This is a genomic window from Streptomyces liliifuscus (assembly GCF_016598615.1).
Taxonomy (GTDB): Bacteria; Actinomycetota; Actinomycetes; order Streptomycetales; family Streptomycetaceae; genus Streptomyces; species Streptomyces liliifuscus.
Window position 1 is genome coordinate 3,034,416 of the sequence record NZ_CP066831.1, and the last position, 26,223, is coordinate 3,060,638.

Consider the following 26,223-nt stretch of genomic DNA (forward strand, 5'->3'; position numbering starts at 1 on the left):
AGATAGCCTGCCGCCATGGCAGACGACTACCTCGTACGCATCGGCAAGCTCATCCGTGACGCCCGTCAGCACCGGGGCTGGACACAGACGCAGCTGGCCGAGGCGCTCGGCACCAGTCAGAGTGCGGTGAACCGCATCGAACGCGGCAACCAAAACATCAGCCTTGAGATGATCGCCCGAATCGGTGAAGCGCTGGACAGTGAGATCGTCTCGCTCGGCTACGCGGGTCCGATGCATCTGCGGGTGGTCGGCGGCCGTCGGCTCTCCGGCTCGATCGACGTGAAGACCAGCAAGAACGCGTGCGTGGCGCTGCTCTGCGCGACGCTCCTGAACCGGGGCCGCACAGTGCTGCGCCGCGTCGCGCGCATCGAGGAGGTGTACCGCCTTCTGGAGGTGCTCGGCTCCATCGGCGTACGCACCCGGTGGATCAACGGTGGCGTCGACCTGGAGATCGTGCCGCCGGCCGAGCTGGACATGGGGGCGATGGACGCGGCGGCGGCCCGTCGCACCCGCTCGATCATCATGTTCCTCGGCCCGCTGCTGCACCGCATGGACAGCTTCACGCTGCCGTACGCGGGCGGCTGCGACCTGGGGACGCGGACGATCGAGCCGCACATGATCGCGCTGCGCAGGTTCGGCCTGGACATCGCGGCCACCGAGGGCCTCTACCACGCACAGGTGGACCGCAAGGTGACCCCGGGCCGCCCCATCGTGCTGACCGAGCGCGGCGACACGGTGACCGAGAACGCGCTGCTCGCGGCCGCGCGCCACGACGGCACGACCGTCATCCGCAACGCCTCGTCCAACTACATGGTCCAGGACCTGTGCTTCTTCCTGGAGGCACTGGGCGTACGCGTCGAGGGCATCGGCACCACCACACTCACCGTGCACGGCGTGCCGAACATCGACGTGGACGTCGACTACTCCCCCTCCGAGGACCCGGTCGAGGCGATGAGCCTGCTGGCCGCGGCGGTCGTCACGGAGTCCGAGCTGACCGTGCGCCGGGTGCCGATCGAGTTCCTGGAGATCGAGCTGGCGGTCCTGGAGGAGATGGGCCTCGACCACGACCGTACGCCGGAGTACTTCGCGGACAACGGCCGTACGCGCCTGGTGGACCTGACCGTCCGGCCCTCCAAGCTGGAGGCGCCGATCGACAAGATCCATCCGATGCCGTTCCCGGGCCTGAACATCGACAACGTCCCCTTCTTCGCGGCCATCGCGGCCTCGGCGCTGGGCAAGACCCTGATCCACGACTGGGTCTACGACAACCGCGCGATCTACCTCACGGACCTGAACCGCCTCGGCGGCCGCCTCCAGCTCCTCGACCCGCACCGCGTGCTGGTCGAGGGCCCGACCCGCTGGCGCGCCGCCGAGATGATGTGCCCGCCCGCCCTGCGCCCCGCCGTCGTCGTCCTCCTGGCGATGATGGCGGCCGAGGGCACGTCCGTCCTGCGGAACGTGTACGTCATCAACCGCGGCTACGAGGACCTGGCCGAGCGGCTCAACTCGGTCGGGGCGCAGATCGAGATCTTCCGCGACATCTGACCCACCCGGCCGACCCGAGGGCCCTTGCCGACCAGCACGAACACCGGTCGGCAAGGGCCCTCGTCGTTGAGTCAACTCCTCCACCTGCGTAACTGTACCTTCCGGATGGTACAGTTACGACTATGCGACCGAGCTCTCGAACCCAGATCCTGGATGCCGCGATCCGTGTGACCGAGAAAGAGGGGATCACGAGCCTGACCCTGGAGTCCGTGGCCGTGGAGGCCGGGCTGACCAAGGGGGGCCTGCTCTACCACTTCCGTACGCGGGAGGAACTGCTGATGGCGATCCAGCGGTATCTGACCGAGGGATGGGAGAAGCAGTTGGAGGCGCGGCTCGGGAAGGCCTTCGCGGAGGCGACGGCGGCCGAGCGGGCGATCGCCTACACGCTGATGGACCTGGAGAGCGAGCCGCGCAAGGCGGATCTGGCGTTCATGGTCGAGTCGGCGTCCGACCCGGAGCTGGCGCAGGTGTGGAACGCGCTGGTGGACCGGTGGGTGCCGGTGCCGTCCGAGCCCGATCCGGCGCAACTGGAGCTGTTCCTGGCCCGGATGGCCGCGGACGGACTGTGGCTGTTCGAGGCGACCACCGGGACGAGCCTCACGCCCGCGGTGAAGGATGCCCTGCGGCAGCGGATCGCCGCGCTCACCGAAGCGGCCACTCCGTGACCCACAGGCTCGGCGCCCGGCCGGCGCACCGTCGAATCCAGAAGATCCGAGGTACGAGATGAGCAAGGCACGACGCTGGTGGGTCCTGTTGACCGTCTCGGCAGGGCTGTTGCTGATATCGGTGGACATGACGGTGCTCTACACCGCCCTGCCCACCCTGACCGGCGACCTGCACGCCGACGCCTCGCAGAAGCTGTGGATCATCAACGCCTATCCGCTGGTGTCGGCCGGCCTGCTGCTGGGCACCGGCACACTCGGCGACCGGGTGGGGCACAAGCGGCTCTTCCTGGCCGGCCTGGTCATCTTCGGCGCGGCCTCGACGATGGCCGCCTTCGCCCCCTCCCCCGGGATGCTGATCACCGCGCGCGCCTTCCTGGCGGTGGGCGCGGCGACGATGATGCCCTCGACACTGGCGCTGATCCGGCTCACCTTCGAGGACGAGCGGGAACGCGGGGTGGCGATCGGCATCTGGGGCACCACGTCGGTGGTCGGCACCGCGCTCGGACCGGTTCTCGGCGGCTTCCTGCTGGAGCACTTCTGGTGGGGTTCGGTGTTCCTGGTCAACGTGCCCGTCGTCCTGCTCGCCCTGGTCGCGGCGGTGTTCCTCGCGCCGGGCGGATCGGGTCGCGCCGACCGGCCCTGGGACCCGGTCGCCTCCGTGTACGTCATGGCCGGCCTCGTCGGCCTGGTCTACGCGATCAAGGAGATCACCAGGCCCGATCCCGCGCCCCTGCACATGGTCGGGGCACTGCTGGTGTCCTTCCTCGGCTTCCGGGCCTTCCTGCGCCGCCAGCGCTCCCAGCCCTACCCGCTGATCGACTTCGCGCTCTTCCGCAACCGGCCCCTGCTCGTCGGCGTGCTCGGCGCCGGCCTCGCGATGTTCGCCACCGCGGGCATCCAACTCGTCCTGGCCCAGCGCCTCCAGCTGGTCATCGGCCACACCCCGCTCGGCGCGGGCCTGCTCGTGGCCGCGTGCGCGCTGGGCGCCCTGGTGGCGGGGGTCGTCGTCGGTGGGCTGGTCCACCGGGTCAGCGTGCGTACGCTGATCGGCGGCGGCCTCGCCACAAGCGCAGTGGGCATCCTGCTCACCCTGCTGCTCACCCCCGGCGCGGTCCCCCTCCTGGACTCCGCGCAGAGCTCCGGCTGGGTCGTCCCCGGCCTGATCCTGGCCGGCGCGGGGCTGGGCACCACGATGACCGCCGCCTCCGCCGCGATCATCGGCGGCGCCCCGCCGCACCGCGCCGGTATGGCCTCCTCGGTGGAGGAGGTCTCGTACGAACTGGGCAGCCTCACCGGTGTCGCGGTCCTCGGCAGCGTGCTGACGGCGGTCTACACCGGCACGGTCACCCTGCCCGCGGGCACCCCCGACACAGCGGCCGACAGCCTGGACGAGGCCCGCGCCACCGCCGACCACCTGCCCGCCGAACAGGGCCGCCCCCTGCTGGACGCCGCCACCTCCGCCTTCGACAACGGCTACAACGCGACCCTGGTCATAGCCACCGCCCTCCTGGCCGTCGGCTCCCTCTTCACCTACCGCTACCTGAACCGCGTCCCCAAGCCCACCCCCGTCACCACGGAACAGACCGAACCGGCCCTGGACCCCTCCCCCTGACCCGGCGGCTAGCGTGCGGCGAGCTCACCGAACACCTCGACGGCGCGGTCGAGTTCGGCCTCGGTGTTGTAGTAGTGCGGCGACAGCCGCACCAGCGGATGGACGCCCCGGTCCTCGGTGTCGAACTGGGTGTGCGCGGCCACGGTGGTCGTGACATTGACGCCGTGGGCCGCAAGTGCGGCAGCGACATCCGCGGTGGACACGCCGTCGACCTTGGCGGTCACGATCGCGCAGCGCTCCCGACCGAGGTCGTACGTCGTGACGCCGGGCACGGCGTCCAGCCGGTCGCGCAACAGCTCCCCGAGCCCCACAGCACGCCGCCCAATGTCGTCCATACCGATCTCCAGAGCCTGTTCGACGGCGGAGCTCAGGCCGAGCACGTTGGCGTAGCTCACCTCCCAGGTCTCGAAACGCCGGGCTCCGTCGCGCCAGGTGAAGCCCCGCTTCCCGTCCCAGGTGGCGGAGGCGATCTCGCTGACGTACGGCTCCAGGTGGTCCAGTGCTTCCCGGCGCACCCACAGGAATCCCGTACCGCGCGGGCCGCGCAGGAACTTCCTGCCCGTGGCGGTGAGCATGTCGCATCCCAGTTCGGCGACATCGACCGGGAACTGGCCGATCGACTGGGTGGCGTCGAGCAGGAAGGGGACACCCGCGGCGCGGCTGATGCGACCGATCTCGGCCGCGGGGTTGACCAGGCCGCCGCTGGTGGGGACATGGCTGACACCGACCAGCCTGGTCCGGTCGTCGATCAGCTCCGCCAGGGCCGCGGTGTCGAGCTGCCCGGACTCGTCGTTGGGGACGACGACGACCTCGGCGCCGGTACGGCGGGCGATCTGCAGATAGGCGAGGACGTTGCTTCCGTACTCGGCCCGGCCTGTGAGGATGCGGTCGCCTGGCGCGAACGTCATGGAGTAGAACGCGGCGTTCCAGGCGTGCGTGGAGTTGTCGAACAGCGCGACCTCGTCGGGGCGGCCGCCGATGAGCCGGGTGACGTTCGCGTACGTGGCGTCGATCCGGTCCCGTTCCCGGCCGGCGGCCTCATACCCACCGATGGCCGCCTCCAGCTCCAGATGCTCGGTCATGGCCCGAAGGGTCCTCCGCGACAGGAGTGCGGCGCCCGCGTTGTTCAAATGAACCCGGTTCGCCGTGCCCGGGGTGTCCCGGCGGATCGCTTCGATGTCCATTCCTGTGCCCCATCTCTACGGTCGGACGCCTCTGCCTTCCCTTCCCAACCGACCCATCCCCCACGCGGGGCTCCGCCGGGGCTTCTGGGCCAGGTGCGGGTGCGTTGTGGCTGGTCGCGCAGTTCCCCGCGCCCCTAAAAACCCGTGGCCAGGGCCGGTTCACCACGTGCCGGCCCGTCTTGAGTTGCTCGCTCAGTTCCTCGCGCCCCTAAAAGACTGCGCCGTTCCCCGCGCCCCTAAAGACCCGTGGCCGGGGCCTGTTCACCACCCACCGGCCGTCCTGGGTTGCTCGCGCCGTTCCCCGCGCCCCTGACGGGGCGCTGCCCCCGTCCCCCCTGCCTGCCCGGGGCCGGATGGTCCGTCGGCCGGAGGGGACGTGGCGGGATGTGTGGCCGCAGCTTACGAGGACACCAGTGGGCGGTCAGCGGGCGGCAACTGCGCTTTACGTCAGCGGCTGCGGACGCACATTCCGACGCGGCCCCGCACCCAGGCCACGAGCCGCAACCCCCACCCACCCAGGGGCGCGGGGAACTGCGCGACCAGCCACAACGAACCCGCAGCCGACAACGAACGCGAACCCCTACCTACACCCCCAACCCCCGAAGCGTCGCAGCCTCCCGCGCAAGGAGTTTCTCGTCATCCCCCGGCACGAACTCGAGAAGAACATCCAACGGCCCGCCACCACCCCCCACCCGCAGCCGATCAAGAACCCCACCCCACAACTCGGACCGCGCGGAGAGCGGAAGCCGAGTCGTCCCCGGCCACCACGAAAACGCATGCACCGCGGCAACGCGGTCAATCACCGCATCGAGACCGAGAAGCGCATCCGAGTCGGCCACATCGAGCGGCGGCTGCCAATACGTGAGCACGTCAGGACGCCCCACCTCCTCCAGCAACCGCACCACACGATCCGCACCATCCGTGAGCGTGTTGCGGTGGAACTCGTAAGCGAGATACACCCCCGCATCGGCCGCAAGCTCCGCCGCACGCCGAGTGTCCTCGACAACCGCAGCCCGCTCCTCCGGCGACGCCTCCTCCGTCCCCGTCACCCCCGCCCAGATCCGAATACGCGGCGCCCCGAGGAGCACGGCGGAGCGAAGGACTCCGTCGAACTCCGCGGGGTCGGTACGCCCGGCGCGGTAGTACGAGCCGTACGAGGCCACCGCGAGCCCCGCTTCCTCGGTGGCGCCGCGGACCCGTACGGCCGCGGCCTCGTCCCCCGCAGGCACGTGGACGTCGGCACCCCACTCCACACACTCCAGCCCCGCCTCGACCGCGGCCGCGAGAACTCCGGCCACATCAAGGTGCCGCAGGGTGACGGAACACAGCCCCAGCCTCGGCGACACCCGGCTCACACCGACTCTTCGGTGACGGAGAGACCACACGCACCAACCGCACCACCCACACCACCACCAAAGTCCACGACCGTTCGCACCCCATCGCCCCAGCGAACAGCGACAACAAGCCCACTCACCTCAACACCGACCTGCCCGGCAAGCGGCGCCGCGCCCTCTTCCCCCGTAAGGGACGCCAACGCAACAAACACCGTCCCCTCACCCTCCGACTCCACCTCCGCCCCCGCCCCAACCACTCCGGTGAGTTCAGGAACAAGAGCCCAAGCCCCATACGCCGTCCCCTGCGGCGCCCGCACCACGCACTGCGTCTCCCAACCGTGCAGCCCAACCAGTTGACTCGTCACCTCCGCCCCGTCGAGCCGTACCTCCGAGCCCTCTTGGACCTCTGGGACGGCCCCCGGCGACACCGCGACGGCCCAACCGCTGTGATGGACCGGCGTCCCCACCGGCACACCGACCGTGCGATGCACACGCAGTTCGAACCTGCCGCGGGCCAGCGTCAGGCTCTCGATCCGCGCAGACGGAAACACGGGCCCGCCCGCCGGGAAGACGGGCCGATGCCACGAGGCGAGCCAGTCCCGCCCGGCACCCAGCGGATGAATGCGTACACGGGCACTCCGCAAGCCACGGGCCGACAACGCGACATGGTTGTCGGCGGCGTTGGCCGCGCCGGTCGGACCGGTACGGGTGGAGTACGCGAGCCGCGCGTACAACGGGTTGCCCGGCGCCCGCTCCGGCTCCCGCGAGTCGAGCTTGTAGCTGCCGTGGTTGTGCAGGCGCGCCAGCCCGTCCCCGCCCGTGGTCTGGACGAGCAGCCCGGGCGCGGGAAGGGCGAGCACACGGTCTGCCCCCTCGACCGGCGCTGAACCCTCCGTGACCGTCCACACCGGATCGTCGGCCGGGATCAGCAGCGAGAGGAACCCCTTGGAGGCCCAGTACGGCGACCCGGGCCCGGAGTACCGCTGAAGAGTCGCCTCGTGCGGCCCGTACCACCCGAGCCCGAGGAGCCCGTCCGCGGTCGGCGCACCCCGGTCGACAAAGTGGCGCAGCCCCCCGCTGAGGATGCGGCGGGTGACGCCCGGGTCGAGCGGAGTCTCACCCGTGAGCGCACCGAGCGCCACGGCGGTGACGGCCGCGAAACGGTACGTCAGCGAGCGCCCGTGGTGAATCGGCGCACCGTTCGCGTCGAAGAGGAGCGCGAACCCCTCAAGGAACTCCCGCAGCCGCGGGCCGAGTCGGTCGAGCAGCGCGCGGTCGCCCGTGAGATGGGCGTGCAGCAGCGGGTAGAAGTGGAGCGCCCAGCCGTTGTAGTGGTCGAAGGAGCGGCCGTCGCCGTCGGAGTACCAGCCCTGGCCCTGGTACCAGCCGTCCAGCAGGCCGAGCGCCCGGTCGATCGCCCCGCGCGTCTCGGCGTCGCCCCGTCCCACGGACTCCAGGAATCCGGCCACGGTCAGCGGGAAGAGGTACCAGTTGTTGGGGGCGGGCGTGTGCCGCAACGCGCCGCGCAGCCACTGCTCGACGCGGTCCTGGTCGGCGGCCGGGAGGGTGTCCCAGGTCCAGGGCGTGGTGAGCCGCAGGGCGAGCGCCACGGAGGCCGACTCCACCATGGGCTGGCCCTGGATGCCGTGGTGGCCGATCTCGGGCCAGGACTCGGCGTCGTCGCGGCCGGGGGTGCGGGTGCCGCGCGCGACGCCGGCGGTGTAGCGCTCCAGGAATCCGTGCGGGTCCTTGCCGGACGCCCCGGCGGTGCGGAACGCGGCGAGCAGGAACGTACGGGCGAACCCTTCGAGACCGTCGGAGCGTACCCCCGACTGCGAGGGCGGGCCGGGCAGGTCGATCAGGGCGTGGCCGGGGGTGGCGTATCGGAGGGCGGCGGCCAGCAGCCGGTCGCCGGTGGCTTCCCAGTGGGCACGGGTGTAGCCGGTGTGCGGGCTGAGGGTGCGGTCTTCTTCGGGGGCCGTGGGCAGCGGGTGTTCAGGCATGGGAGTGGCCATGTCTCCTGTTCGTTCCGTCGGTTTCCGAGAGTCCGTTGAGGCGGTTTCCGAGAGCGGCTGCGATGGGCGGGGCACGTCAGGCGAGGCGGGCCAGGTGTTCGGGCCGGACGGGGTGGGCGAAGGGGCGGCCGAGGGCGTACGACTCGATCTCGGTCAGTGCCAGGTCGGCGAGGCGGCGCAGTTCGCCGCCCTTCGAGCCGGCGATGTGCGGGGTGATGAGGACGTTCGGGCAGTCCCACAGCGGGGAGTCGGCGGGCAGTACCTCCGGCTCGGTGACGTCCAGGACCGCGTTGATGCGCCCGGACACCACCTCGCCGGTGAGAGCGGTCTGGTCGACGACCGCGCCGCGCGCGGTGTTGATCAGCGTGGCGCCCGTGCGGAGCCGGCCCAGCAGTTCGCGGCCGACCAGGCCGCGGGTCTCGGGCAGCAGCGGTGTGTGCACGCTGAGGACGTCGCTGACCGTGAACAGATCGGGCAGGGAGACCGGCTCCGCCCCGAGGTCGCGGGCCTCGGTGTCCGTGACGAAGGGGTCGTGGAGCAGCACGTTCAGATCGTGCGGGCGGAGCAGGTCGATGACCCGGCGTCCGATGACGGAGGCGCTCAGGATGCCCACGGTCCTGCGGTAGTTGCCCGCGTCGGGGTGGCGTGCGTTCCAGTCGATGCGGCGGCGCTCGGTGCGGTAGGTCCGGGCGGTGTCGAGGACGCGTTTGTTGGCGAGCAGGATCATGGCGAGGGTGTACTCGGCGACCGGCACGGCGTTGGCCGCGGCGGCGGAGGACACGGTGAGGCCGCGCTCCCAGCAGGCGGCGGTGATGTGGTGGCGTACGGTCCCCGCGGTGTGCACGACGGCGCGCAGCCGGGGTGCCGCGTCGAGCACCGCCACGTCGATGCGCGGGCAGCCCCAGCCCGTGACGAGCAACTCGGCGTCGGCGAGCGCGCGGTGGGCCGCGGGGGTGGTGAGGTCGTCCAGGACGAGCTCAGGGTCGATGTCGGTGAGGGCGGCCAGCCGGGCCCGTACATCCGGGTCGAGGACCTGTTCCGCGGTCCTGTGTGCCATGGCGAGCACGGCACGCGGTCGGGGACGGGGCCGGAGGTCGGGGTGGGTCACTTGGCGCTCCTACGGGTCAACTGGGTCTCCTTGCACATCACTTGACGGTGCATCACTTGACGCTTCCGGCGGTCAGGCCGGACTTCCAGTAACGCTGCAGCGTGACGAACGCGACAATCAGCGGCACGACGGCGAGCAGCGAGCCGATGACGACGAGCGGGTAGTACTCGGGCGAGACGGTGGCGGAGCTGTTCCAGGTGTAGAGCCCGAGGCTCAGCGGATACAGGTGCTGGTCGGAGAGCATCACCATCGGCAGGAAGAAGTTGTTCCAGATGGCGGTGAGCTGGAAGAGGAAGACGGTGACGAATCCTGGGCCGAGCATGCGCAGACTGACGCGTATGTAGGTCTGCAGTTCGCCGGCGCCGTCCACGCGGGACGCCTCCAGTACCTCGTTGGGTACGTAGCCGCTGCTGAGCAGGCGGGCGAGGTAGACGCCGAAGGGGTTGAAGAGGACGGGTATGAAGACCGCCCAGAAGGTGTTGACCAGGCCGATCTCGGAGGCCACCAGATAGAGCGGGAGGGCGAGCACGGTCTGCGGGACCATGACGCCGGTGAGGACGAGACCGAACAGCTTCTCCTTGTGCCGGAACTCGTACTTGTCGAAGGCGTATCCGGCGGAGACGCTGATGAGGGAACCGACCAGGGCGCCGCCGACCGCGTACAGCAGGCTGTTGAGGTACCACTCGCCGTAGAGGCCGCCGTCCATGGCGAAGAGGTCGGAGAGGTTGCGGGAGAGGGAGAAGTCGCCGAGGGAGAAGATGTCGCTGCCGAAGAGGGCGTCGGCGTTCTTGGTGGACGCGAACAGCAGCCACAGGGCGGGCAGCATCGTGTAGAGGGCGGCGATCAGGACGACGGCGTTGGCGACGCCGCGGCTGGTGAGCCCGGACTTCCCGAAGGGGCGGCCGAGTGGCTTGGTGGGCGCCCCGGCGGAGGTGGTCGTGGGTGTCGTCGTGGTCATTTCGCGCTCCGTTCCCGGCGGCCGGCCCAGCGCGTCACGGCGAACGACAGTGCGCAGGTGACGACGAGGAGGATGACGGAGGCCGCGGAGGCGAGTCCGTAGTTGTTGCGGCGGAAGGCCGCGTCGTAGATGTACATGTTCGGTGTGAAGCGGGAGTTGACCATCGGCGTGGCCTGGTTCATCAGCATGGGCTCGGTGAACAGCTGCAGGGCGCCGATGAGGGAGAACATGCACACCATGAGGACGGACCCCCGGATGATGGGGATCTTGACCTGGAACGCGGTGCGGACGCCTCCGGCCCCGTCGATCGTGGCCGCTTCCAGCACCTCGCGCGGCAGCGCCTGGAGGGCGGCGTAGAAGATCACCATGTTGTAGCCGAGGCCGCTCCACAGGGCGATGTTGACGATCGACGGGAGCACGGTGTGCAGGCCGAGGAAGTCGATGGTGATGTCGGCCTCGGCGAAGAGCTTGATGACCGGACTGAGCCCCGGTGTGTAGAGGTACAGCCAGATGACCGCCGCGATGATGCCGGGCACGGCGTGCGGCAGGTAGAGCAGCATCTGCGCGGTGCGCCGCAGCCGGATCAGTCCGGAGTCGAGCAGCAGGGCGAGGCCCAGGGAGCCGGCGACGACGAGCGGGACGAAGATCACGCAGTACAGGGCGATGGAGCCGAAGCCGGAGACGAAGCTCGGGTCCTGCAGCACGGCGAGGTAGCTGCGCAGTCCGGTGAAGATGGTGCGACCGCCGCCGAAGCCGAGGCCGTCGTGGTCCTCGGAGAAGAAGCTGAGGTAGACGGCGTAGCCGACGGGGACGAGGAACACGGCGACGAGCAGCGCCGTGAACGGGGCGAGGAGCGTGACGTAGGCGAACCTCTGCTGTCGCCGTCCGGCTCTGCGGGTGCGGGCGGGGTCCGCCGGTGGCGGTGTGGTCCCCGTCCGTTTTCTGGGAGTCATCACTGTGCTCACGGATGCACCTCGGATCCAACCTGATGTGCGGCTCTGGAGGGGTGGTGTGCGGGGGCATGGTGTGACGCGGCGCGGTGCGGCACGGCTGCCGGTCAGCGGGAGGTGACGGACAGGCCGAGGCTCTTGAGGTCGGGCAGGGTTTTGCTCTGTGCCTCCCGGAGGGCCTCCAGGATGGTTCCGCTGCCGACACCGGCCCGCGCGAGGCCGTCGTCGCCGGAGCTGATCGTCGAGACCATGCGCGGTCCCCACTTCCATCGGGTGGAGATCAGCTCGGCCTCCCGCTGGAAGAGGGAGAAGATGTCCTGGCCGCCGTAGTAGCTGGTGTCCATCTCCTTGCGGGCGACCGGAACGAGGTCGGGCACGGTCGGATACGCGCTGCTGACGCCGCTGGCGAGCTTGGCCTTCAGCGCGTCCGGGCTGGTGACCATCCAGGTGATGAACTCCAGGGCTTCCTCGGGGTGCTCGCTGTCCTTGGTGACCATGAAGGTCGAGCCGCCCTGGGTGCCCAGGGAGGGCTTCTTCGGGTCCCACTGCGGGGAGGGGGCGATGGCCCACTTGCCCTTGCCGCCCGGGGTGGAGGCCATCATCGAGCCCGCCGCCCAGGCGCCCGCCAGCCAGCCGGCCGTCTCACCGCTCTGCAGATGCGCCCGCCACTGCTGGCTGGACGAGGGCTCGACACGCACCAGGTCGTCGTCCACCAGGCGCTGCCAGTACGCGGCGACCTTGCGGGTGGGGGCGTCGTCCATGGAGACGGTCCAGGACTTGTCGGAGGTGTCGTACCACTGGGCGCCTGCCTGCCAGCTGAGGCCGGCCATGGCGAGCGTGCCGCCGGTGGTGAAGAGAGAGGCGATACGGGAGTCGGGCCTGGCCTTCTTCAGCTTGCGGGCCGAACTCTCGAACTCCGCCCAGGTCCTGGGGACGGGGATGCCGTACTTGGTGAACAGGTCCTTGCGGTAGAGGAAGACCATCGGCTCGATGTCGACCGGCAGGGCATAGGTGCGCCCCTCGAACGTGGTCAGGTCCATCGCCTGCGGCAGGATCTTGCGGCGCACCGAGTCGGGCAGCATGTCCGTGATGTCGCGGGGCACACCGTCGATGGCGTAACTGGGCAGCTGGGGATACTCGATGGTGGCGACGTCGGGGGCGTTGCCCGCCCGTGCGGCGTTGCTGAGTTTGGCCCAGCCGCCCTGGTCGCCCGAGGGGACCTGTTCGAAGTCGACCTTGATCCTGGTGTGGGTGCGGTTGTACTCGTCCACGACCTCCTGGCTGCCGCGCAGCGCCGACCAGAAGGTGACGTGCACCGGCCCGTCCCCGGCGCTGTCCCCCTTCCCGCCGCCGGAACAGCCCGCCACCAGCAGCATGGCGAAGATCGTGAGCAGTGCCGTCACGGCCGCACCTGAGCGTCTGGCCGCTGGGCGTTGAGCAGGCATGGGCCCTCCCGCGTCGTTGCTGGGTCATGGGCATCCTCAGCGTCAGACGAAAAAGGCGTCAATACATCGAACAGAAGAAACTAAAACGGTCAAACGAACAAGTCCGAACGCCGGGCGGCTGTGGACGGGGTCAGACCACCGGCGCGGCCGTGGACTCCCTGATCACCAGACCCGGCAGCAGTTCCACGTGCCGGCTGGCCCCGGGCCGCAGCCCGCCGCCCGCCATGTCGAGCCGGCGCAGCAGCAGCTCGACCCCGGTCCGGCCGAGCTCCGTCTTGGGCGGGGCGACGGCCGTCAGCGGCACCGGCCCCATGTCGGCGACCACGTCGTTGTAGGCGACCACCGAACAGCGCCCCGGCACGTCGATCCCCGCCGCCAGCAGGCGTTGCACCAGCATCAGCGCGTCCATGTCGCTGTGGATCAGCACCGCCGTCGCGCCGCTCTCCCCGACCGCCTCGACCAGGTCGGCCGCCCGTGGATCGGCGACGCGCGGGTCGGGACCCGCGGTGCTCGAACTGAGAATCGTGGGGCATCCCTCCGCGAGCCCCCGGGCGGCGGTCTGCTCGGCGAACTCGGCGCGGATGACCCGCGCGGTGGGGCTGTCGTCGCGCGCCGCCAGCACGATCCGCCGGTGCCCGAGACCGACCAGGTGCCCGAGCGCCAGATGCACGCCGTACGCGTGGTCCGTACGCACACAGTCCAGTGAGTAGATCCCGCCTGCCCGGGCGGGGCGCCGCTCCACCAGCACCGCGGGGACGTCAAGGGCGGCCAGCCACGAGTGGTCCGCCTCCGCCTCCGCGCGTGTGCGCCAGTGCGGCGACAGCAACAGACCGCGCGCCCCCGCGTCCACCGCCTGGCGTACCGCCTCGCGCTCCGAACCGCCGTCACCCGCGGTGATGTGCAGCGCCAGCCGCAGACCGGCCTTCGCCGCGGCCTCCCGCGCGCCCTGCACGGCCTCGGTGAGATAGGTGTTGCTCTCCGGTACGACCATGGCGACCGCGTCGCCGCCGACAGGAGCTTCCTCGGGCACCGGCCGCAGTGAACGCGCCACCCCGTGCCCGCGGCGCACCTCACCGCGCCGGGCCAGGTCCTCGACGTCCCGGCGCACCGTCACCACGGAGACGCCGAGTTCGTCGGCGAGATCGGTGATGCGCGCGACACCCCGCTCCCGCACCGTCTCCGCGATCCGGTCCTGCCGCGTCCGCGCCGACTCCCGCATGTCCCCACCGCTCCCGCCCACGTCCGCCGCGCCGCCCGGTCACCACCGCCCGCGGCTCGCACGATCGAGTTTCGCGCGATGACTCCATCGTAGCGATCAATCGATCAAAGTGACGGCCGCGGCCGAGGTTCGTTGGACCGGTCACTGGACCGGGCGGGCGTTTTCGGGCGTGCGGCACAAAGGCCGCGCGGGGCCACGGAACGTGGCCTGGTAGGGCTGTTCCTTCGCCCCTCCGTGGACATCGAAGAATGAACGTCAAATGAACGTCGACGGAGGGAATCGCATCTACCTCCCCAGCAGTCCCTCCCGCCCCGCCCGCTCTGCCCCAGGAACAGCCTTCATGCACGTACAGCCGTTCTCCGCGGTCGCCACCGCACCCTCCGGACCCGACGGCGTCCTCGACGTCCCCCGGAGGCCCGCGTACCGGCCGCTCCGGCTGTGGGCGGGCCGCGTCCCGGTGGTCGCCGTCCTCGCCGTCCTTCCGCTGTACGGGGTGTGGGCGACGCTTCTCGCGACGGGCGGCGGCGACCTCGCGGCCCAGTACGCCTGGGCGGGATTCTTCGCCCGGAACCCGGACTCGGCGTACGGACTGTTCTGGTACGGCGGTACGCACACCGCCAACTACAGCGTGCTGTCCCCTCCGTTGATGGCGATGCTGGGTGTACGGACCGCCTCCGTCCTGGCCGGGGTGGCCGCCACCTGGCTGCTGGGCACGCTGCTTGAGCGGACCGTCGCCAGGGCGCCGCTGTGGCCCGCGCTGCTCGGCGCTCTCGGACTGTGGGCCAACGTCGCCTCGGGGCGCACCACGTTCGCCCTCGGGCTGGCCTTCGGACTCGCGGGACTGCTGGCCGTGGCGGGCCGTCCCGAGCGGTGGGACCGGCTGACCGCGGGTGCCCTGGGAGCGCTGCTGGCCACCCTGGCCAGTCCGGTGGCCGGGCTCTTCCTGCTGGTGGCCGGTGCCGGGTATCTGCTCGACCGGCGGTACGCCAAGTGCCTCGCGCTCTGCGTGCCGCCCGTCGTCGTCTGCGCCTCGACGGCACTGCTGTTTCCCTTCCAGGGCGAGCAGCCCATGCCCGCGGTCCGCGTGCTGCTGCCCCTGCTGCTGTCCGGCGCCGTGCTGTGGGCGGCTCCCCGCGCCTGGCGGGTGCTGCGGGGCGGGGCGGCCGTGTACGCCGTCGGAGTCGTACTGACCTGTCTCGTCCCCTCGCCGATCGGCACCAACGTGGAACGGCTCGCGGCGCTCTTCGCCCCCGCGGTGCTGCTCCTGTGCCTGCGAGGCGCGGCCGGGTCCGGTGACGCCTTGTCCGCCCTGCGGACGGCCTTCGTACGGCGGGCCTTCGTACGGCGGGCTTTCGTACGGACGGCCTCCGTGCGGCAGACCTCCTGGTGGCGGACCTCTTGGTGGCGGACCTCCCCGCGCTGGGTCGCCCCGGTCGCGCTCGCGCTCGCCGCGTCGGTCGCCTGGACCACCACGACGACCGCCAACGACCTGCGGGTCACCACGTCGGTGCCGGCCTGGGCCACGCACACCGGCGGGGTGCTCGCCGAACTCGACCGGCTCGACGCGGATCGCGACCGGGTCGAGGTGGTGCCCGCCCGCAACCACCGCGAGGCCACCCTCTTCGCGCCGCACGCGCAGCTGATGCGGGGCTGGAACCGGCAGTTGGACGTCGAGCGGGGACGGCTGTTCTACGAGGGTGCGCTCGACGCTCCGCGCTACCACGCCTGGCTGCGCCACTGGGCCGTGGGATACGTCGTCGTGCCAGACGGGACGCCCGACGGTCCCGCCGAGCACGAGGCCGCGCTCGTCACCTCCGGGCAGGACTGGCTGGAGCCGGTGTGGCACGACGCGTACTGGAGGATCTACCGCGTCCGGGACGCGGAGCCCCTCGTCTCGGCGCCGGCGCGGGTGGTGCGGGCGGGCGAGGCGTCCGTGGTGCTGAGGGTGCCGGGGCCCGGGACCGTGACCGTCCGGGTCCGGTACTCGCCGTGGCTGCGGGCCGCCGGGGCCTGCGTACGGCCGGACGGACCCTGGACGCGGCTGACAGTGCGGCGGGCGGGGCTGTACCGGCTGGACTCCAGCTATGTGAACGGGCCCGCGGACGAGGACGGTTGCCTGCCGGCCGAGGACGGCTCCCGGCAGGGATCGCGGTGACCGACCGGGACGACCGTGGCCCGGCACGGGCAGCAGTGGCACAGGCGGCAGCGGCACGGGCCGCAGCCGGTGAAGCCGAACCGGGCCCGCCCGCCGGTCTCCTGGGACTCGGCGGGCGGGCCCGGCCCGGTACGTGCTCGTCGGCGGTCAGTCGACGAGCGTGACGTCCTGCTGCTGTCGCGCGTGGAAGTACGGCAGCGGAAGGCCGCCGCCGGAGCGCAGTTCCATCACCGTGGCCTCGACGCGGGCCGCGCCCGGCTTGAACCGTCCCGGCTCGGTGCGGTCGGTGTTCGTCCAGCGGTGCTCGGCACCGTCGCAGACCGCGCTGGTGCCTCCGACCCCCTTGCGTGACTTGCCCTCGCCCTGGCCCAGCGAGGAGCTCACGAAGACCGGTCCGCGGCTGCCCGTGCAGCGGTAGGTGCCGGAGAGGGTGACCGTGCCGTCCGCGGTGACACGGCCCGTCGGATCGACGGTCACCGTCTCGAACGGCCCGGACAGTTGGGAGGGTTCGAGCGAGGGGGCGACCGCGTGCGCGGACGAGGGGGCGGTGAGGAGCAGCAGCGCGGCACCGGCGGCTGTGCCCATGACCTGGCGCAATGGCATTGGAGTACCTCCTGGAGTGGGGGGTCTCCACAGGTACCGGCCCGGTGTGCTCGCGCGCGTGATCATCACCCCTTTGGTGGCGAGTCCGCACCATCCGTCCTGGGCACGTCCGAGTGTTGTCCGCGTGTTGTCACGCTTCCCTTCCCGCTGTTCCGATGAGTTCGCGGCAGGAGGATGGTCTATCCGCAAGAGGCGGCGACAACTCCGCCGAACCCTTCGCACGTGGAGGTACGCCATGTGTTCCCACCGGACTTCGTGCCCGTCCGCCGACCGCTCCGAGCTCTCCCACCGCGACGAGGCGCACATCGTCTCCGCGCACCCCGAGCAGGGCTGGTACCTGCTGTGCGACGGCGCGATCGTCTTCGACGACACCGGCGCGCTGCTGCCCGACGGCCGTGTCGTCGCCCCGCACCGGGTGCCGGCCGAGCAGCTGACCATCGCGGCCTGACGCTCCCTGGGATCTCTCGGTTCTCCCCGGATCTCCTCGGATCCCGCCCGGCACAGGCCGGGCCGCAGGCGGCAAGGGCCGGCTATCGCGGCCCATTGACTGCCGTCATGAAGACGATACGCTCCAGGTGCGACCCCACCACGACAAGGGGGCGAACCACCATGGAGCCCAGGAACCCCCGGGACGTCGACACCTTCCCGCGCGACAGTCTGCCGCCGCCGGACCAGTGGCCCGAGCTCCGCTTCGACCTCCCGGAACTGCGCTTTCCCGAGCGCCTCAACTGCGCCGCGGAGCTCCTCGCCCGCACCGCCCCGGACCGCCCGGTCTTCCGTACCGCCTCCGGTGACACCTGGACATACGGCGAGCTCCGCACCCGCGTCGACCGCATCGCGCATGTCCTGACCGGTGAACTCGGTGTGGTGCCCGGCAATCGCGTCCTGTTGCGGGGGCCCACGACACCCTGGCTGGCGGCATGTTGGCTGGCGGTCCTGAAGGCGGGCGCGGTCGCCGTCACCGTTCTCGCCCAGCAGCGCCCCCACGAGCTGACCACGATGTGCGGGATCGCCCGGGTCGAGCACGCGCTGTGCGACATCCGGTCGGTGGACGACCTGGCGAAGGCGGAGATCCCCGGCCTCCGGATCACGACGTACGGCGGGGACTCCCCCGACGACCTGCTGAACCGCGACGCCCCCGACGAGCCGTACCCAGCTGTGGACACCGCGGCCGACGACGTGGCGCTGATCGCGTTCACCTCGGGCACGACCGGCCGCCCCAAGGGCTGTATGCACTTCCACCGCGATGTGTTGGCAATAGCGGACACCTTCTCGAAGCATGTGTTGCGGCCCCATGCCGACGACGTCTTCGCGGGCAGTCCCCCGCTGGGCTTCACCTTCGGGCTCGGCGGTCTGGTGATCTTCCCGATGCGGGCCGGCGCGAGCGCGCTGCTGCTCGAACAGGCGGGTCCCGGGCAGCTGTTGCCCGCGATCGCCGAGCACCGGGTGTCGGTCCTGTTCACCGCGCCGACCGCGTACCGCGCGATGCTGGACGAGCTGGGCGCGTACGACGTCACGTCCCTGCGGCGCTGTGTCTCCGCGGGCGAGAACCTTCCGGCCGCCACCTGGCAGGCCTGGCACGACCGCACGGGCCTGCGGATCATCAACGGCATCGGTGCCACCGAGCTGCTGCACATCTTCATCTCCGCGGCCGACGAGGACATCCGCCCGGGCACCACCGGCGTTCCCGTGCCGGGGTGGCACGCGCGCGTGGTCGACGGTTCCGGTGAACCCGTGCCCGACGGCGAACCCGGACTGCTCGCCGTCCGCGGCCCGGTCGGCTGCCGCTACCTCGCCGACCCGCGGCAGCGGGAGTACGTACGCGACGGCTGGAACATCACCGGCGACACCTACGTCCGCGACTCCGACGGCTACTTCAGTCATGTGGCCCGCGCGGACGACATGATCATTTCTGCCGGGTACAACGTCGCGGGCCCGGAGGTGGAGGACGCGCTGCTGCGTCACCCGGACGTGATCGAGACGGCCGTCGTGGGGCATCCCGACGCGTCGCGCGGCCAGGTCGTGGTGGCGTACGCGGTCCTGCGGCCCGGGGCCCGCCGGGACCCCGAGGCGCTGCGCGCCTTCGTCAAGTCGGAGCTGGCCCCGTACAAATGCCCGCGCGAGATCGTCTTCCTGGACGCGCTGCCGCGCACGGCGACGGGCAAGCTGCAGCGGTTCCGGCTGCGCGCGGACGTCAACCCGGTACGTACGGAAGGCGGTTCCGTACGAACGGAAAGTGATCCCATGCCCCTGGAAGGCGATCAAGCGTGATGGTGACGATCTAGAGTGATCAACGTGTCCGAGCAGCACACTCCCCGGTCCCTCATCGTCACCTTCTACGGCGCGTACGGCCGCTTCGCCCCTGGTCCCGTACCCGTGGCGGAACTGATCCGGCTTCTCGCCGCGGTCGGCGTGGACGCGCCCTCCGTGCGCTCGTCGGTGTCCCGGCTCAAACGCCGCGGGCTGCTCGTGCCGGCGCGCACGGCGTCGGGCGCGGCCGGGTACGTGCTGTCGCCGGACGCGCGGCAGCTCCTCGACGACGGCGACCGACGGGTCTACGCGGCCTCGCCCCCCGAGGACGACAGCTGGGTGCTCGCCGTGTTCTCCGTGCCGGAGTCCGAGCGGCAGAAACGTCACGTACTGCGCTCCCGTCTGTCCGGCCTCGGCTTCGGGACGGCCGCGCCCGGGGTGTGGCTCGCGCCCGCCCGCCTCTACGAGGAGACCCGCCACACGCTGGAACGGCTGCGGCTCGACACGTACGTGGAACTGTTCCGCGGCGAGCACCTGGGCTTCGCGGCGACGGCCGACGCGGTCGCCCGCTGGTGGGACCTGGCCGCGATCGCCAAGCAGCACGAGGCGTTTCTCGACACCCACGAGCGCGTGCTGCACGACTGGGAGGCGCGGGACGACACCCCCGAGGAGGAGGCGTACCGCGACTACCTGCTCGCCCTGGACACCTGGCGTCATCTCCCGTACGCCGATCCCGGACTGGCTCCCGCGCTGCTGCCCGAGGACTGGCCCGGCGCCCGCTCGGTGGCCGTCTTCCGCGCGCTCCACGAGCGGCTGCGGGACGCGGGGGCCGCCTTCGCGGGCGTACCGGAGAAGGATCCCAAACCCGAAACCATGTGACGCCGGCCACACTATGGACCGCTAAGGCAACGCTCAGGCTGCTCAGTCCCTCTTCTCATAATCCTTACCTAGCGTCGTGACGCATGAGTCTGATGCGCAGTCTGAACCGGGCGCTCTCCGCCACCACCGGCCTCCAGGTGCGTAGGGCCACCGCCGTCGCACCGCCGGGGCCGAAGAAGGCAGCGACGAAACCCGGCAAGCGGCCCACGCCGGTGTACCGATGTCCCGCGCCCGTGGACCTCGCGACGGACCGGCTGCTTCGGGAGCCGGTCTTCATCATGTCGCCGGTGCGCTCCGGCTCGACCCTGCTGCGGATGCTCCTGAACGCGCACTCACGGTTCCACTCCCCGCACGAGCTGCACATCCGCCGCCTGGAGGTCGACTTCGGCAGCAGGCTGTCGCAGCGCGCGATGAGCGCCCTCGACCTGGAGCGCGGCGATCTGGAGCATCTGCTCTGGGACCGGGTCATGCACCGCGAACTGGTCAGGTCCGGCAAGGACTTCATCGTCGAGAAGACGCCGAGCAACGCGTTCGTGTACCGGCGCATCCGGGACTGCTGGCCCGACGCCCGCTTCGTCTTCCTGCTCCGCCACCCGGTGTCCATCGCCCGGTCCTGGCACGAGGGCGACCCCGGCAAGCGGACCTTCGACGAGGCCGCCGCCGACGCGCTGCGCTACATGCGGGCCGTCGACGACGCACGCGAGGGGATCACCGGCGGCCACACCCTGCGCTACGAGGAGATCACCGCCGGCCCCGAGGAGGAGATGCGCCGCCTCTGCGCCTTCCTGGACGTGGACTTCGAGGCGTCGATGCTCGACTACGGCAGGAAGGACGACATCCAGGTCGTGAAGGGCCTCGGCGACTGGCGGGACAAGATCCGCACAGGGCAGGTGCAGAGCGGCCGGGCGCTGCCCGCCGAGGACGAGATACCGGAGATCCTGCGACCGATGTGCGAGGCCTGGGGCTACACCTCGTGAAGCCGCACGCCGAGATAGCCGAGGTCTGGCCGCGTGACGGGCGCGTGAGACTCGTCGGACACATCCACGGGCATCCCGCCGAGGGCGAGTGGCGGCTGCTGCTCACCCGCCGGAGCCACGCGGAACAGCGCCTCGACTATCCCGCGCAGGTGAAGGGCGACCGCTTCGAGGGCGAACTGCCTGTCGCCGACCTGGCGGCGGCGACCGACACCACCGAGGCCGAGAACGGGATCGGGGTCGGTGTTGGTGTTGGTGTCGAGGAGTGGGACATCCATCTCACCGACGGCGAAGTGGAGTTGCGGGCCGGACGGCGGCTCGACGACATCCACGGCAAGAAAAAGATCATGGTCTTTCCGGAGCAACGGGTACGCGGCATCGGCGTGCGTCCGTACTACACGGTGAAGGACAACCTTTCGCTGGAGTGCCGCACGGGAGCCGCAACATGACGATCCATCAGATCGGAGGGCGGCCGAAGGTCCGCTATCTGCTCCTGCACGCGTACGGACGCGGCGGCACCATCCGCACGGTGATGAACCAGGCCAACTCCCTGGTGCAGGCGGGCTGGCAGGTCGAGCTGGTGAGCGCGCTGCGCCGCCGTGACGACCTCCAGTTCCCGCTCGACCCGCGAGTGCAGGTCACGACGGTCGTCGACCTGCGCGAGGAGGCCCACACCCCGCCCTCGGGCGTGGTCGGCCGCTGGCAGGACTGGCGCCGCGGCCGGCTCACCGAGCAGCCCGCGCGGCACATCCCGTGCGGCGAGTTCGGCTACCGCTACTTCAACCGCTACGTGGAACAGCGGCTGATCGCGTACCTCTCCTCGCTGCGCGACGGGGTCCTGGTGACGACGCGGCCCGCGCTCAACTTCCTCGCCGCGGAGCACGCGACGGGCGGCGTGGTGCGTGTCGCGCAGGAGCACATGAACCACGGCACCCACAAGCACGACGTGCGGCAGCGCATCCGGGAGACCTACTCACGCTTCGACGCGGTCGCCGTCCTGACGGAACGGGACCGCGAGGAGTACGAGCAACTGCTGCCCGGCACCCGGGTCGTGCGCATCCCCAACGCCGTGCACTCCCTCGACCAGGTGCCTTCGGACCACCGCTCGAAGATCGCGGTGGCGGCGGGCCGGCTCTTCCCGCAGAAGGGCTTCGACCTGCTGATCCCGGCATGGGCGAAGCTCGTCGAGACGCACCCCGACTGGCAGTTGAGGATCTACGGCAGCGGCGAGAAGAAGGCCGAGCTGCGGGAGCTCATCGAGGAGCACCACCTCTACAACCACGTGTTCCTGATGGGCCACACGGACCGGCTCGACGACGAACTCGCCAAGGCCTCCTTCTACGTGCTCAGTTCGCGCTTCGAGGGGCTGCCGATGGTGATGATCGAGGCGATGAGCCACTCGCTCCCGGTGGTGAGCTTCGACTGCCCGACGGGGCCCTCGGACGTGCTCACGCACGGAGTCGACGGTCTGCTCGTCGCGCCGGAGGACCCCGACGCGCTCGCCGACGCCATGGCCAAGCTGATGGGCGACCGGGCGCTGCGGGCGGACATGGGCGTCGCCGCCGTACTGACGGCGGCCTCGTACGGACCGGACGCCGTGCACCCCCGCTGGGAGGCCCTCTTCCGCGAACTCCACGAGGTTCGCGAACTCCACGACCTCCACGAACTTTCCGACCAACGGCACCGCGTCGCGGGTGCCTCGAAGGGACAGCGCGCATGACCACCACGGCCAGGGGCTGTCAGAAGCCCCCCACCGCCCAGGGAGCCACCGTCTGGCTCACCGGGCTGCCGAGCGCGGGCAAGACGACCATCGCCCGCTTCCTCGCCGGCCGGCTGCGGTCCGAGGGACACCGCGTGGAGGTCCTCGACGGCGACGAGATCCGCCGCTTCCTCTCCACCGGCCTCGGCTTCTCCCGCGAGGACCGCAACACCAACGTGCAGCGCATCGGCCTGGTCGCCGAGGTACTCGCGCGCAACGGGGTGCTGGCGGTGGTACCGGTCATCGCCCCGTACGCCGACAGCCGCGAGGCGGTGCGCAAACGGCACGAGGCCAGCGGCACGCCGTACATCGAGGTGCATGTCGCCACTCCGGTCGAGGTGTGCAGCGAGCGGGACGTGAAGGGCCTGTACGCGCGTCAGGCCGCGGGGCAACTGACCGGCCTCACCGGGATCGACGACCCGTACGAGCCACCGCTGGACCCCGCCCTGTCCCTGGAGACGCAGTCGCAGACGCCCGAGGAGTCGGCGGACGCGGTGCACGCGGTGCTGGCCGCCAGGGGGCTCGTGTGACACCGGGCCCGACGACCCCCGCGGCGCCCGAGCGCGCGCAGGCGCTCGCCCAGCACACGCTTCCGCAGCCCGTGCTCCCCCGGCACGCGCCCTCGCATCTGGACGCTCTGGAGTCCGAGGCGGTGCACATCTTCCGCGAGGTGGCGGGCGAGTTCGAGCGGCCGGTGATCCTGTTCTCCGGCGGCAAGGACTCCATCGTCATGCTGCACCTGGCGCTGAAGGCGTTCGCGCCCGCTCCGGTGCCGTTCTCGCTGCTGCATGTGGACACAGGACACAACTTTCCGGAAGTCCTCGACTACCGGGACCGTGTGGTGGCCGCACATGGGCTGCGGCTCCATGTGGCCTCCGTACAGGACTACATCGACCGGGGTGTGTTGAGGGAACGTCCCGACGGGACGCGTAATCCGCTGCAGACGGTGCCGCTGACGGAGAAGATCCAGGCCGAGCGGTTCGACGCGGTGTTCGGCGGCGGACGCCGGGACGAGGAGAAGGCCCGCGCGAAGGAGCGGGTGTTCTCGCTGCGCGACGAGTTCTCCCAGTGGGACCCCCGCCGCCAGCGCCCCGAGCTGTGGAACCTCTACAACGGACGCCACGCGCCCGGCGAGCACGTCCGCGTCTTCCCGCTCTCCAACTGGACCGAGCTGGACGTCTGGCAGTACATCGCCCGCGAGGGCATCGAACTCCCGGAGATCTACTTCGCCCACGAGCGGGAGGTCTTCCAGCGGGCCGGCATGTGGCTCACCGCCGGCGAATGGGGCGGCCCGAAGAAAACCGAGACGGTCGAGACCCGTCTCGTCCGCTACCGGACCGTCGGTGACATGTCCTGCACGGGCGCCGTCGACTCGGACGCGGTGACCCTCGACCAGGTCATCGCCGAGATCGCCGCCTCCCGGCTCACCGAGCGGGGCGCCACCCGCGCCGACGACAAGATGTCCGAGGCCGCGATGGAAGACCGCAAGCGCGAGGGGTACTTCTAGAGATGACCAGCACCACCGTGGACACACTGCGGTTCGCGACCGCCGGGTCCGTCGACGACGGCAAGTCCACCCTCGTAGGCCGACTGCTGCACGACTCCAAGTCGGTCCTCACCGATCAGCTGGAAGCCGTGGAGCACGCCTCCCGCAACCGCGGACAGGACACACCCGACCTCGCACTGCTCACCGACGGCCTGCGCGCCGAACGCGAGCAGGGCATCACCATCGACGTGGCCTACCGCTACTTCGCCACCGCCCGGCGCCGGTTCATCCTCGCCGACACCCCCGGACACGTGCAGTACACCCGCAACATGGTCACCGGCGCCTCCACGGCCGAACTGGCGATCATCCTGGTCGACGCCCGCAACGGCGTCGTCGAACAGACCCGGCGCCACGCGGCGATCGCCGCGCTGCTGCGCGTCCCGCACGTCGTGCTGGCGGTCAACAAGATGGACCTCGTCGGATACGAGGAGAAGGAGTTCGAGCGGATCGTCGAGGACTTCGCGGGCCACGCCGCCGAGCTGGACCTGCCCGGTTTCACGCCGATCCCCGTGTCTGCCCTGGCAGGCGACAACGTGGTGGACCGCTCGACGCGCATGGACTGGTACGAGGGCCCGGCGCTGCTCCGGCATCTGGAGTCCGTCCCGGTCGGCGGCGACCGCTCGGGCGAACCGGCGCGATTCCCCGTCCAGTACGTGATCCGGCACGCGGAGATCCGTCACTACGCGGGCCAGTTGGTCTCCGGCACGCTGCGCGTCGGGGACCGCGTGACGGTCCACCCCTCCGGCGGGACGTCCGCGATCACCGGCATCGACGTACTCGGTGAGGACGCGCGGGAGGCGTACGCCCCGCAGTCGCTGACCCTGCGCCTGGCCGACCAGCGCGATGTCTCTCGCGGCGACATGATCACGACCGGGGCGGACGTGCCCGCGCTCACCCGGGACGTCCGGGCCGCCGTCTGCCATCTGGCCGACCGTCCGCTGCGGGTCGGCGACCGGGTCCTGGTCAGGCACACGACCCGTACGGTCAAGGCGATCGTGAAGGATCTGGCCGGGGCCGCCGAACTGGCCGCCAACGACCTGGGCCGGATCACCCTGCGCACCGCCGAGCCGCTCGCGCTCGACGACTACGCGGACTCGCGCCGCACCGGGGCGTTCATCCTGGTCGACCCGGCGGACGGGGCGACGCTGACGGCGGGGATGGTCGATCTGGGGGAGCCCCGCTCGCCCGCGTGAGCCGGGCTCCCCCACGCCCACCACCCGTCCGTCCGGACAGGGCCGTGGGAGGTCAGGCACCGACGTGCCTGACCTCCCACGGCCCTGTTTCGTTTTGGCGACTGCCGTCATGAATGCGCGACAACGCGGTCACGGAGTCACGACTCGTCGATAGGCCGGTAACGACGGGCGCAGAACACGGGATGCGGACCGTTCACCTGGGTAAGCAGCCCGATACCAGGTCGAACGTCCCGAAAAAAGCCCGCCGAGCGCCTCTGTCCGGTTGCGTCGTACCATTCCTAAAGTTGAAAGCAGGACATCCTGCTCCATGAACGGACCCGCCTTGCACGATCCCCACGCCCCAGCCTCCTGGCGCATCGCTCTGCCGCACACCGCTGCGGCAGTGCCCGTCGCCCGTGCCCTGGTCCGTACCGCGCTCGCCGAGCTGGAACACGCCGCCGACAGCGACACCGCAGAGCTGCTCACCGCGGAGCTGGTGGCGAACGCCGTGGAGCACACCAAGGGCGACAGGCCCATAGAGCTGGTCGTGGAGCTGCTGCCGACCGGCTGCCAGGTCGAGGTCCACGATCCGGACCCGTCCCCGCCGGGCGATCTCACGATCCCCGACCCGTCGGGCGAGCCCGACCCCTGGCAGGAGCACGGCCGCGGGCTGCTGCTGATCCGCGCTCTCAGCTCGTCGTGCGGGCACCGCCCCACGGACTCCGGGAAGGCGGTCTGGTTCAGGCTGCCGGCGGTGCCGCACCAGCGGAACCCGCTGTAGCGACGACGTAACCCGTCGCGCCTCAGACACCCCAGGCCCTCTACAGCCCGAGCAGCCCCCCTCCAGCCG

23 protein-coding genes are annotated in these 26,223 nt (G+C 70.8%); 14 read left to right on the forward strand and 9 right to left on the reverse strand.

Annotation, left to right across the window (positions count from 1 at the left end):
* Nucleotides 1–15 precede the first annotated feature (15 nt).
* From JEQ17_RS12775 to JEQ17_RS12785, 3 genes are all read left to right on the forward strand, one after another.
* On the forward strand, nt 16–1,545 hold the full coding sequence (locus JEQ17_RS12775; RefSeq protein ID WP_200395377.1) for a helix-turn-helix domain-containing protein: 1,530 nt from the start codon (nt 16–18) through the stop codon (nt 1,543–1,545).
* A 122-nt stretch (nt 1,546–1,667) separates the two neighbouring features.
* Entirely contained in the window at nt 1,668–2,210 is a 543-nt protein-coding gene (locus JEQ17_RS12780; RefSeq protein ID WP_200395378.1) for a TetR/AcrR family transcriptional regulator, read from the forward strand.
* Nucleotides 2,211–2,268: 58 nt separating this feature from the next.
* Nucleotides 2,269–3,822, forward strand: coding sequence for an MFS transporter (locus tag JEQ17_RS12785; protein ID WP_200395379.1), 1,554 nt, complete (start codon nt 2,269–2,271; stop codon nt 3,820–3,822).
* 8 nt (nt 3,823–3,830) lie between these two features.
* Here the strand turns inward: JEQ17_RS12785 and JEQ17_RS12790 are convergent, their stop codons facing one another.
* The 8 genes from JEQ17_RS12790 to JEQ17_RS12825 all read right to left on the reverse strand — a co-directional run bounded on the left by JEQ17_RS12790 (nt 3,831) and on the right by JEQ17_RS12825 (nt 14,035).
* Nucleotides 3,831–5,006 (reverse strand): aminotransferase class V-fold PLP-dependent enzyme, encoded by a 1,176-nt coding sequence (locus JEQ17_RS12790; protein WP_200395380.1) that lies wholly within the window; start codon nt 5,004–5,006, stop codon nt 3,831–3,833.
* A gap of 584 nt (nt 5,007–5,590) precedes the next feature.
* Nucleotides 5,591–6,361, reverse strand: a complete 771-nt coding sequence (locus tag JEQ17_RS12795) for a sugar phosphate isomerase/epimerase family protein (protein WP_234048179.1) — start codon at nt 6,359–6,361, stop codon at nt 5,591–5,593.
* Nucleotides 6,358–8,355, reverse strand: a complete 1,998-nt coding sequence (locus JEQ17_RS12800) for a DUF2264 domain-containing protein (RefSeq protein ID WP_200395381.1) — start codon at nt 8,353–8,355, stop codon at nt 6,358–6,360. The genes JEQ17_RS12795 and JEQ17_RS12800 overlap by 4 nt, the downstream gene beginning before the upstream one ends.
* 76 nt (nt 8,356–8,431) lie before the next feature.
* On the reverse strand, nt 8,432–9,412 hold the full coding sequence (locus tag JEQ17_RS12805) for a hydroxyacid dehydrogenase (protein WP_200395382.1): 981 nt from the start codon (nt 9,410–9,412) through the stop codon (nt 8,432–8,434).
* A gap of 103 nt (nt 9,413–9,515) precedes the next feature.
* Nucleotides 9,516–10,421, reverse strand: a complete 906-nt coding sequence (locus tag JEQ17_RS12810) for a carbohydrate ABC transporter permease (RefSeq protein ID WP_200395383.1) — start codon at nt 10,419–10,421, stop codon at nt 9,516–9,518.
* The gene (locus JEQ17_RS12815) at nt 10,418–11,374 is read right to left on the reverse strand and encodes a carbohydrate ABC transporter permease (protein ID WP_200401466.1); all 957 of its coding nucleotides are present in this window, start codon (nt 11,372–11,374) and stop codon (nt 10,418–10,420) included. Before JEQ17_RS12815 ends, JEQ17_RS12810 begins: the two co-directional genes overlap by 4 nt.
* 104 nt (nt 11,375–11,478) lie before the next feature.
* Nucleotides 11,479–12,816, reverse strand: a complete 1,338-nt coding sequence (locus tag JEQ17_RS12820) for an ABC transporter substrate-binding protein (protein ID WP_200395384.1) — start codon at nt 12,814–12,816, stop codon at nt 11,479–11,481.
* A gap of 130 nt (nt 12,817–12,946) precedes the next feature.
* Nucleotides 12,947–14,035, reverse strand: a complete 1,089-nt coding sequence (locus JEQ17_RS12825; protein WP_200395385.1) for a LacI family DNA-binding transcriptional regulator — start codon at nt 14,033–14,035, stop codon at nt 12,947–12,949.
* Between the two features lie 340 nt (nt 14,036–14,375).
* Between JEQ17_RS12825 and JEQ17_RS12830 the strand changes: the two genes are divergently transcribed.
* Entirely contained in the window at nt 14,376–16,190 is a 1,815-nt protein-coding gene (locus JEQ17_RS12830) for a hypothetical protein (RefSeq protein ID WP_234048180.1), read from the forward strand.
* A gap of 147 nt (nt 16,191–16,337) precedes the next feature.
* Here JEQ17_RS12830 and JEQ17_RS12835 read toward each other — a convergent pair whose 3' ends face one another.
* On the reverse strand, nt 16,338–16,793 hold the full coding sequence (locus tag JEQ17_RS12835; protein WP_200395386.1) for a DUF6299 family protein: 456 nt from the start codon (nt 16,791–16,793) through the stop codon (nt 16,338–16,340).
* 235 nt (nt 16,794–17,028) lie between these two features.
* Here JEQ17_RS12835 and JEQ17_RS12840 point away from each other — a divergent pair, with 235 nt between their 5' ends.
* From JEQ17_RS12840 to JEQ17_RS12885, 10 genes are all read left to right on the forward strand, one after another.
* Nucleotides 17,029–17,241 (forward strand): DUF5999 family protein, encoded by a 213-nt coding sequence (locus JEQ17_RS12840; protein WP_200395387.1) that lies wholly within the window; start codon nt 17,029–17,031, stop codon nt 17,239–17,241.
* A gap of 161 nt (nt 17,242–17,402) precedes the next feature.
* Complete coding sequence (locus JEQ17_RS12845) at nt 17,403–19,064, forward strand: AMP-binding protein (protein ID WP_234048181.1); 1,662 nt, start codon at nt 17,403–17,405, stop codon at nt 19,062–19,064.
* Nucleotides 19,065–19,079: 15 nt separating this feature from the next.
* Complete coding sequence (locus tag JEQ17_RS12850) at nt 19,080–19,922, forward strand: PaaX family transcriptional regulator (RefSeq protein ID WP_200395389.1); 843 nt, start codon at nt 19,080–19,082, stop codon at nt 19,920–19,922.
* 83 nt (nt 19,923–20,005) lie between these two features.
* Nucleotides 20,006–20,899 (forward strand): sulfotransferase family protein, encoded by an 894-nt coding sequence (locus JEQ17_RS12855; protein WP_200395390.1) that lies wholly within the window; start codon nt 20,006–20,008, stop codon nt 20,897–20,899.
* The gene (locus tag JEQ17_RS12860) at nt 20,896–21,345 is read left to right on the forward strand and encodes a hypothetical protein (RefSeq protein ID WP_200395391.1); all 450 of its coding nucleotides are present in this window, start codon (nt 20,896–20,898) and stop codon (nt 21,343–21,345) included. Before JEQ17_RS12855 ends, JEQ17_RS12860 begins: the two co-directional genes overlap by 4 nt.
* Nucleotides 21,342–22,616, forward strand: coding sequence for a glycosyltransferase family 4 protein (locus tag JEQ17_RS12865; protein ID WP_200395392.1), 1,275 nt, complete (start codon nt 21,342–21,344; stop codon nt 22,614–22,616). The genes JEQ17_RS12860 and JEQ17_RS12865 overlap by 4 nt, the downstream gene beginning before the upstream one ends.
* Complete coding sequence (gene cysC / locus JEQ17_RS12870) at nt 22,613–23,185, forward strand: adenylyl-sulfate kinase (RefSeq protein WP_200395393.1); 573 nt, start codon at nt 22,613–22,615, stop codon at nt 23,183–23,185. The genes JEQ17_RS12865 and cysC overlap by 4 nt, the downstream gene beginning before the upstream one ends.
* 71 nt (nt 23,186–23,256) lie before the next feature.
* On the forward strand, nt 23,257–24,162 hold the full coding sequence (gene cysD / locus JEQ17_RS12875; RefSeq protein ID WP_200401468.1) for a sulfate adenylyltransferase subunit CysD: 906 nt from the start codon (nt 23,257–23,259) through the stop codon (nt 24,160–24,162).
* Nucleotides 24,163–24,164: 2 nt separating this feature from the next.
* Nucleotides 24,165–25,394 (forward strand): sulfate adenylyltransferase subunit 1, encoded by a 1,230-nt coding sequence (locus JEQ17_RS12880; RefSeq protein WP_200395394.1) that lies wholly within the window; start codon nt 24,165–24,167, stop codon nt 25,392–25,394.
* Between the two features lie 307 nt (nt 25,395–25,701).
* Nucleotides 25,702–26,154 carry an ATP-binding protein gene (locus JEQ17_RS12885; protein WP_055615138.1) on the forward strand — a complete coding sequence of 151 codons (453 nt, stop codon included), beginning with the start codon at nt 25,702–25,704 and terminating at the stop codon, nt 26,152–26,154.
* Nucleotides 26,155–26,223: the final 69 nt, after the last annotated feature.

Excerpts from the sequence above, each read along its gene's own strand:
- JEQ17_RS12775 (WP_200395377.1), top strand. The coding sequence starts at position 16 with ATGGCAGACGACTACCTCGTACGCATCGGCAAGCTCATCCGTGACGCC.
- JEQ17_RS12780 (WP_200395378.1), top strand. The coding sequence starts at position 1,668 with ATGCGACCGAGCTCTCGAACCCAGATCCTGGATGCCGCGATCCGTGTG.
- JEQ17_RS12785 (WP_200395379.1), top strand. The coding sequence starts at position 2,269 with ATGAGCAAGGCACGACGCTGGTGGGTCCTGTTGACCGTCTCGGCAGGG.
- JEQ17_RS12790 (WP_200395380.1), bottom strand. The coding sequence starts at position 5,006 with ATGGACATCGAAGCGATCCGCCGGGACACCCCGGGCACGGCGAACCGG.
- JEQ17_RS12800 (WP_200395381.1), bottom strand. The coding sequence starts at position 8,355 with ATGGCCACTCCCATGCCTGAACACCCGCTGCCCACGGCCCCCGAAGAA.
- JEQ17_RS12805 (WP_200395382.1), bottom strand. The coding sequence starts at position 9,412 with ATGGCACACAGGACCGCGGAACAGGTCCTCGACCCGGATGTACGGGCC.
- JEQ17_RS12810 (WP_200395383.1), bottom strand. The coding sequence starts at position 10,421 with ATGACCACGACGACACCCACGACCACCTCCGCCGGGGCGCCCACCAAG.
- JEQ17_RS12815 (WP_200401466.1), bottom strand. The coding sequence starts at position 11,374 with ATGACTCCCAGAAAACGGACGGGGACCACACCGCCACCGGCGGACCCC.
- JEQ17_RS12820 (WP_200395384.1), bottom strand. The coding sequence starts at position 12,816 with ATGCCTGCTCAACGCCCAGCGGCCAGACGCTCAGGTGCGGCCGTGACG.
- JEQ17_RS12825 (WP_200395385.1), bottom strand. The coding sequence starts at position 14,035 with ATGCGGGAGTCGGCGCGGACGCGGCAGGACCGGATCGCGGAGACGGTG.
- JEQ17_RS12830 (WP_234048180.1), top strand. The coding sequence starts at position 14,376 with ATGCACGTACAGCCGTTCTCCGCGGTCGCCACCGCACCCTCCGGACCC.
- JEQ17_RS12835 (WP_200395386.1), bottom strand. The coding sequence starts at position 16,793 with ATGCCATTGCGCCAGGTCATGGGCACAGCCGCCGGTGCCGCGCTGCTG.
- JEQ17_RS12840 (WP_200395387.1), top strand. The coding sequence starts at position 17,029 with ATGTGTTCCCACCGGACTTCGTGCCCGTCCGCCGACCGCTCCGAGCTC.
- JEQ17_RS12845 (WP_234048181.1), top strand. The coding sequence starts at position 17,403 with ATGGAGCCCAGGAACCCCCGGGACGTCGACACCTTCCCGCGCGACAGT.
- JEQ17_RS12855 (WP_200395390.1), top strand. The coding sequence starts at position 20,006 with ATGAGTCTGATGCGCAGTCTGAACCGGGCGCTCTCCGCCACCACCGGC.
- JEQ17_RS12865 (WP_200395392.1), top strand. The coding sequence starts at position 21,342 with ATGACGATCCATCAGATCGGAGGGCGGCCGAAGGTCCGCTATCTGCTC.
- cysC (WP_200395393.1), top strand. The coding sequence starts at position 22,613 with ATGACCACCACGGCCAGGGGCTGTCAGAAGCCCCCCACCGCCCAGGGA.
- JEQ17_RS12880 (WP_200395394.1), top strand. The coding sequence starts at position 24,165 with ATGACCAGCACCACCGTGGACACACTGCGGTTCGCGACCGCCGGGTCC.
- JEQ17_RS12885 (WP_055615138.1), top strand. The coding sequence starts at position 25,702 with ATGAACGGACCCGCCTTGCACGATCCCCACGCCCCAGCCTCCTGGCGC.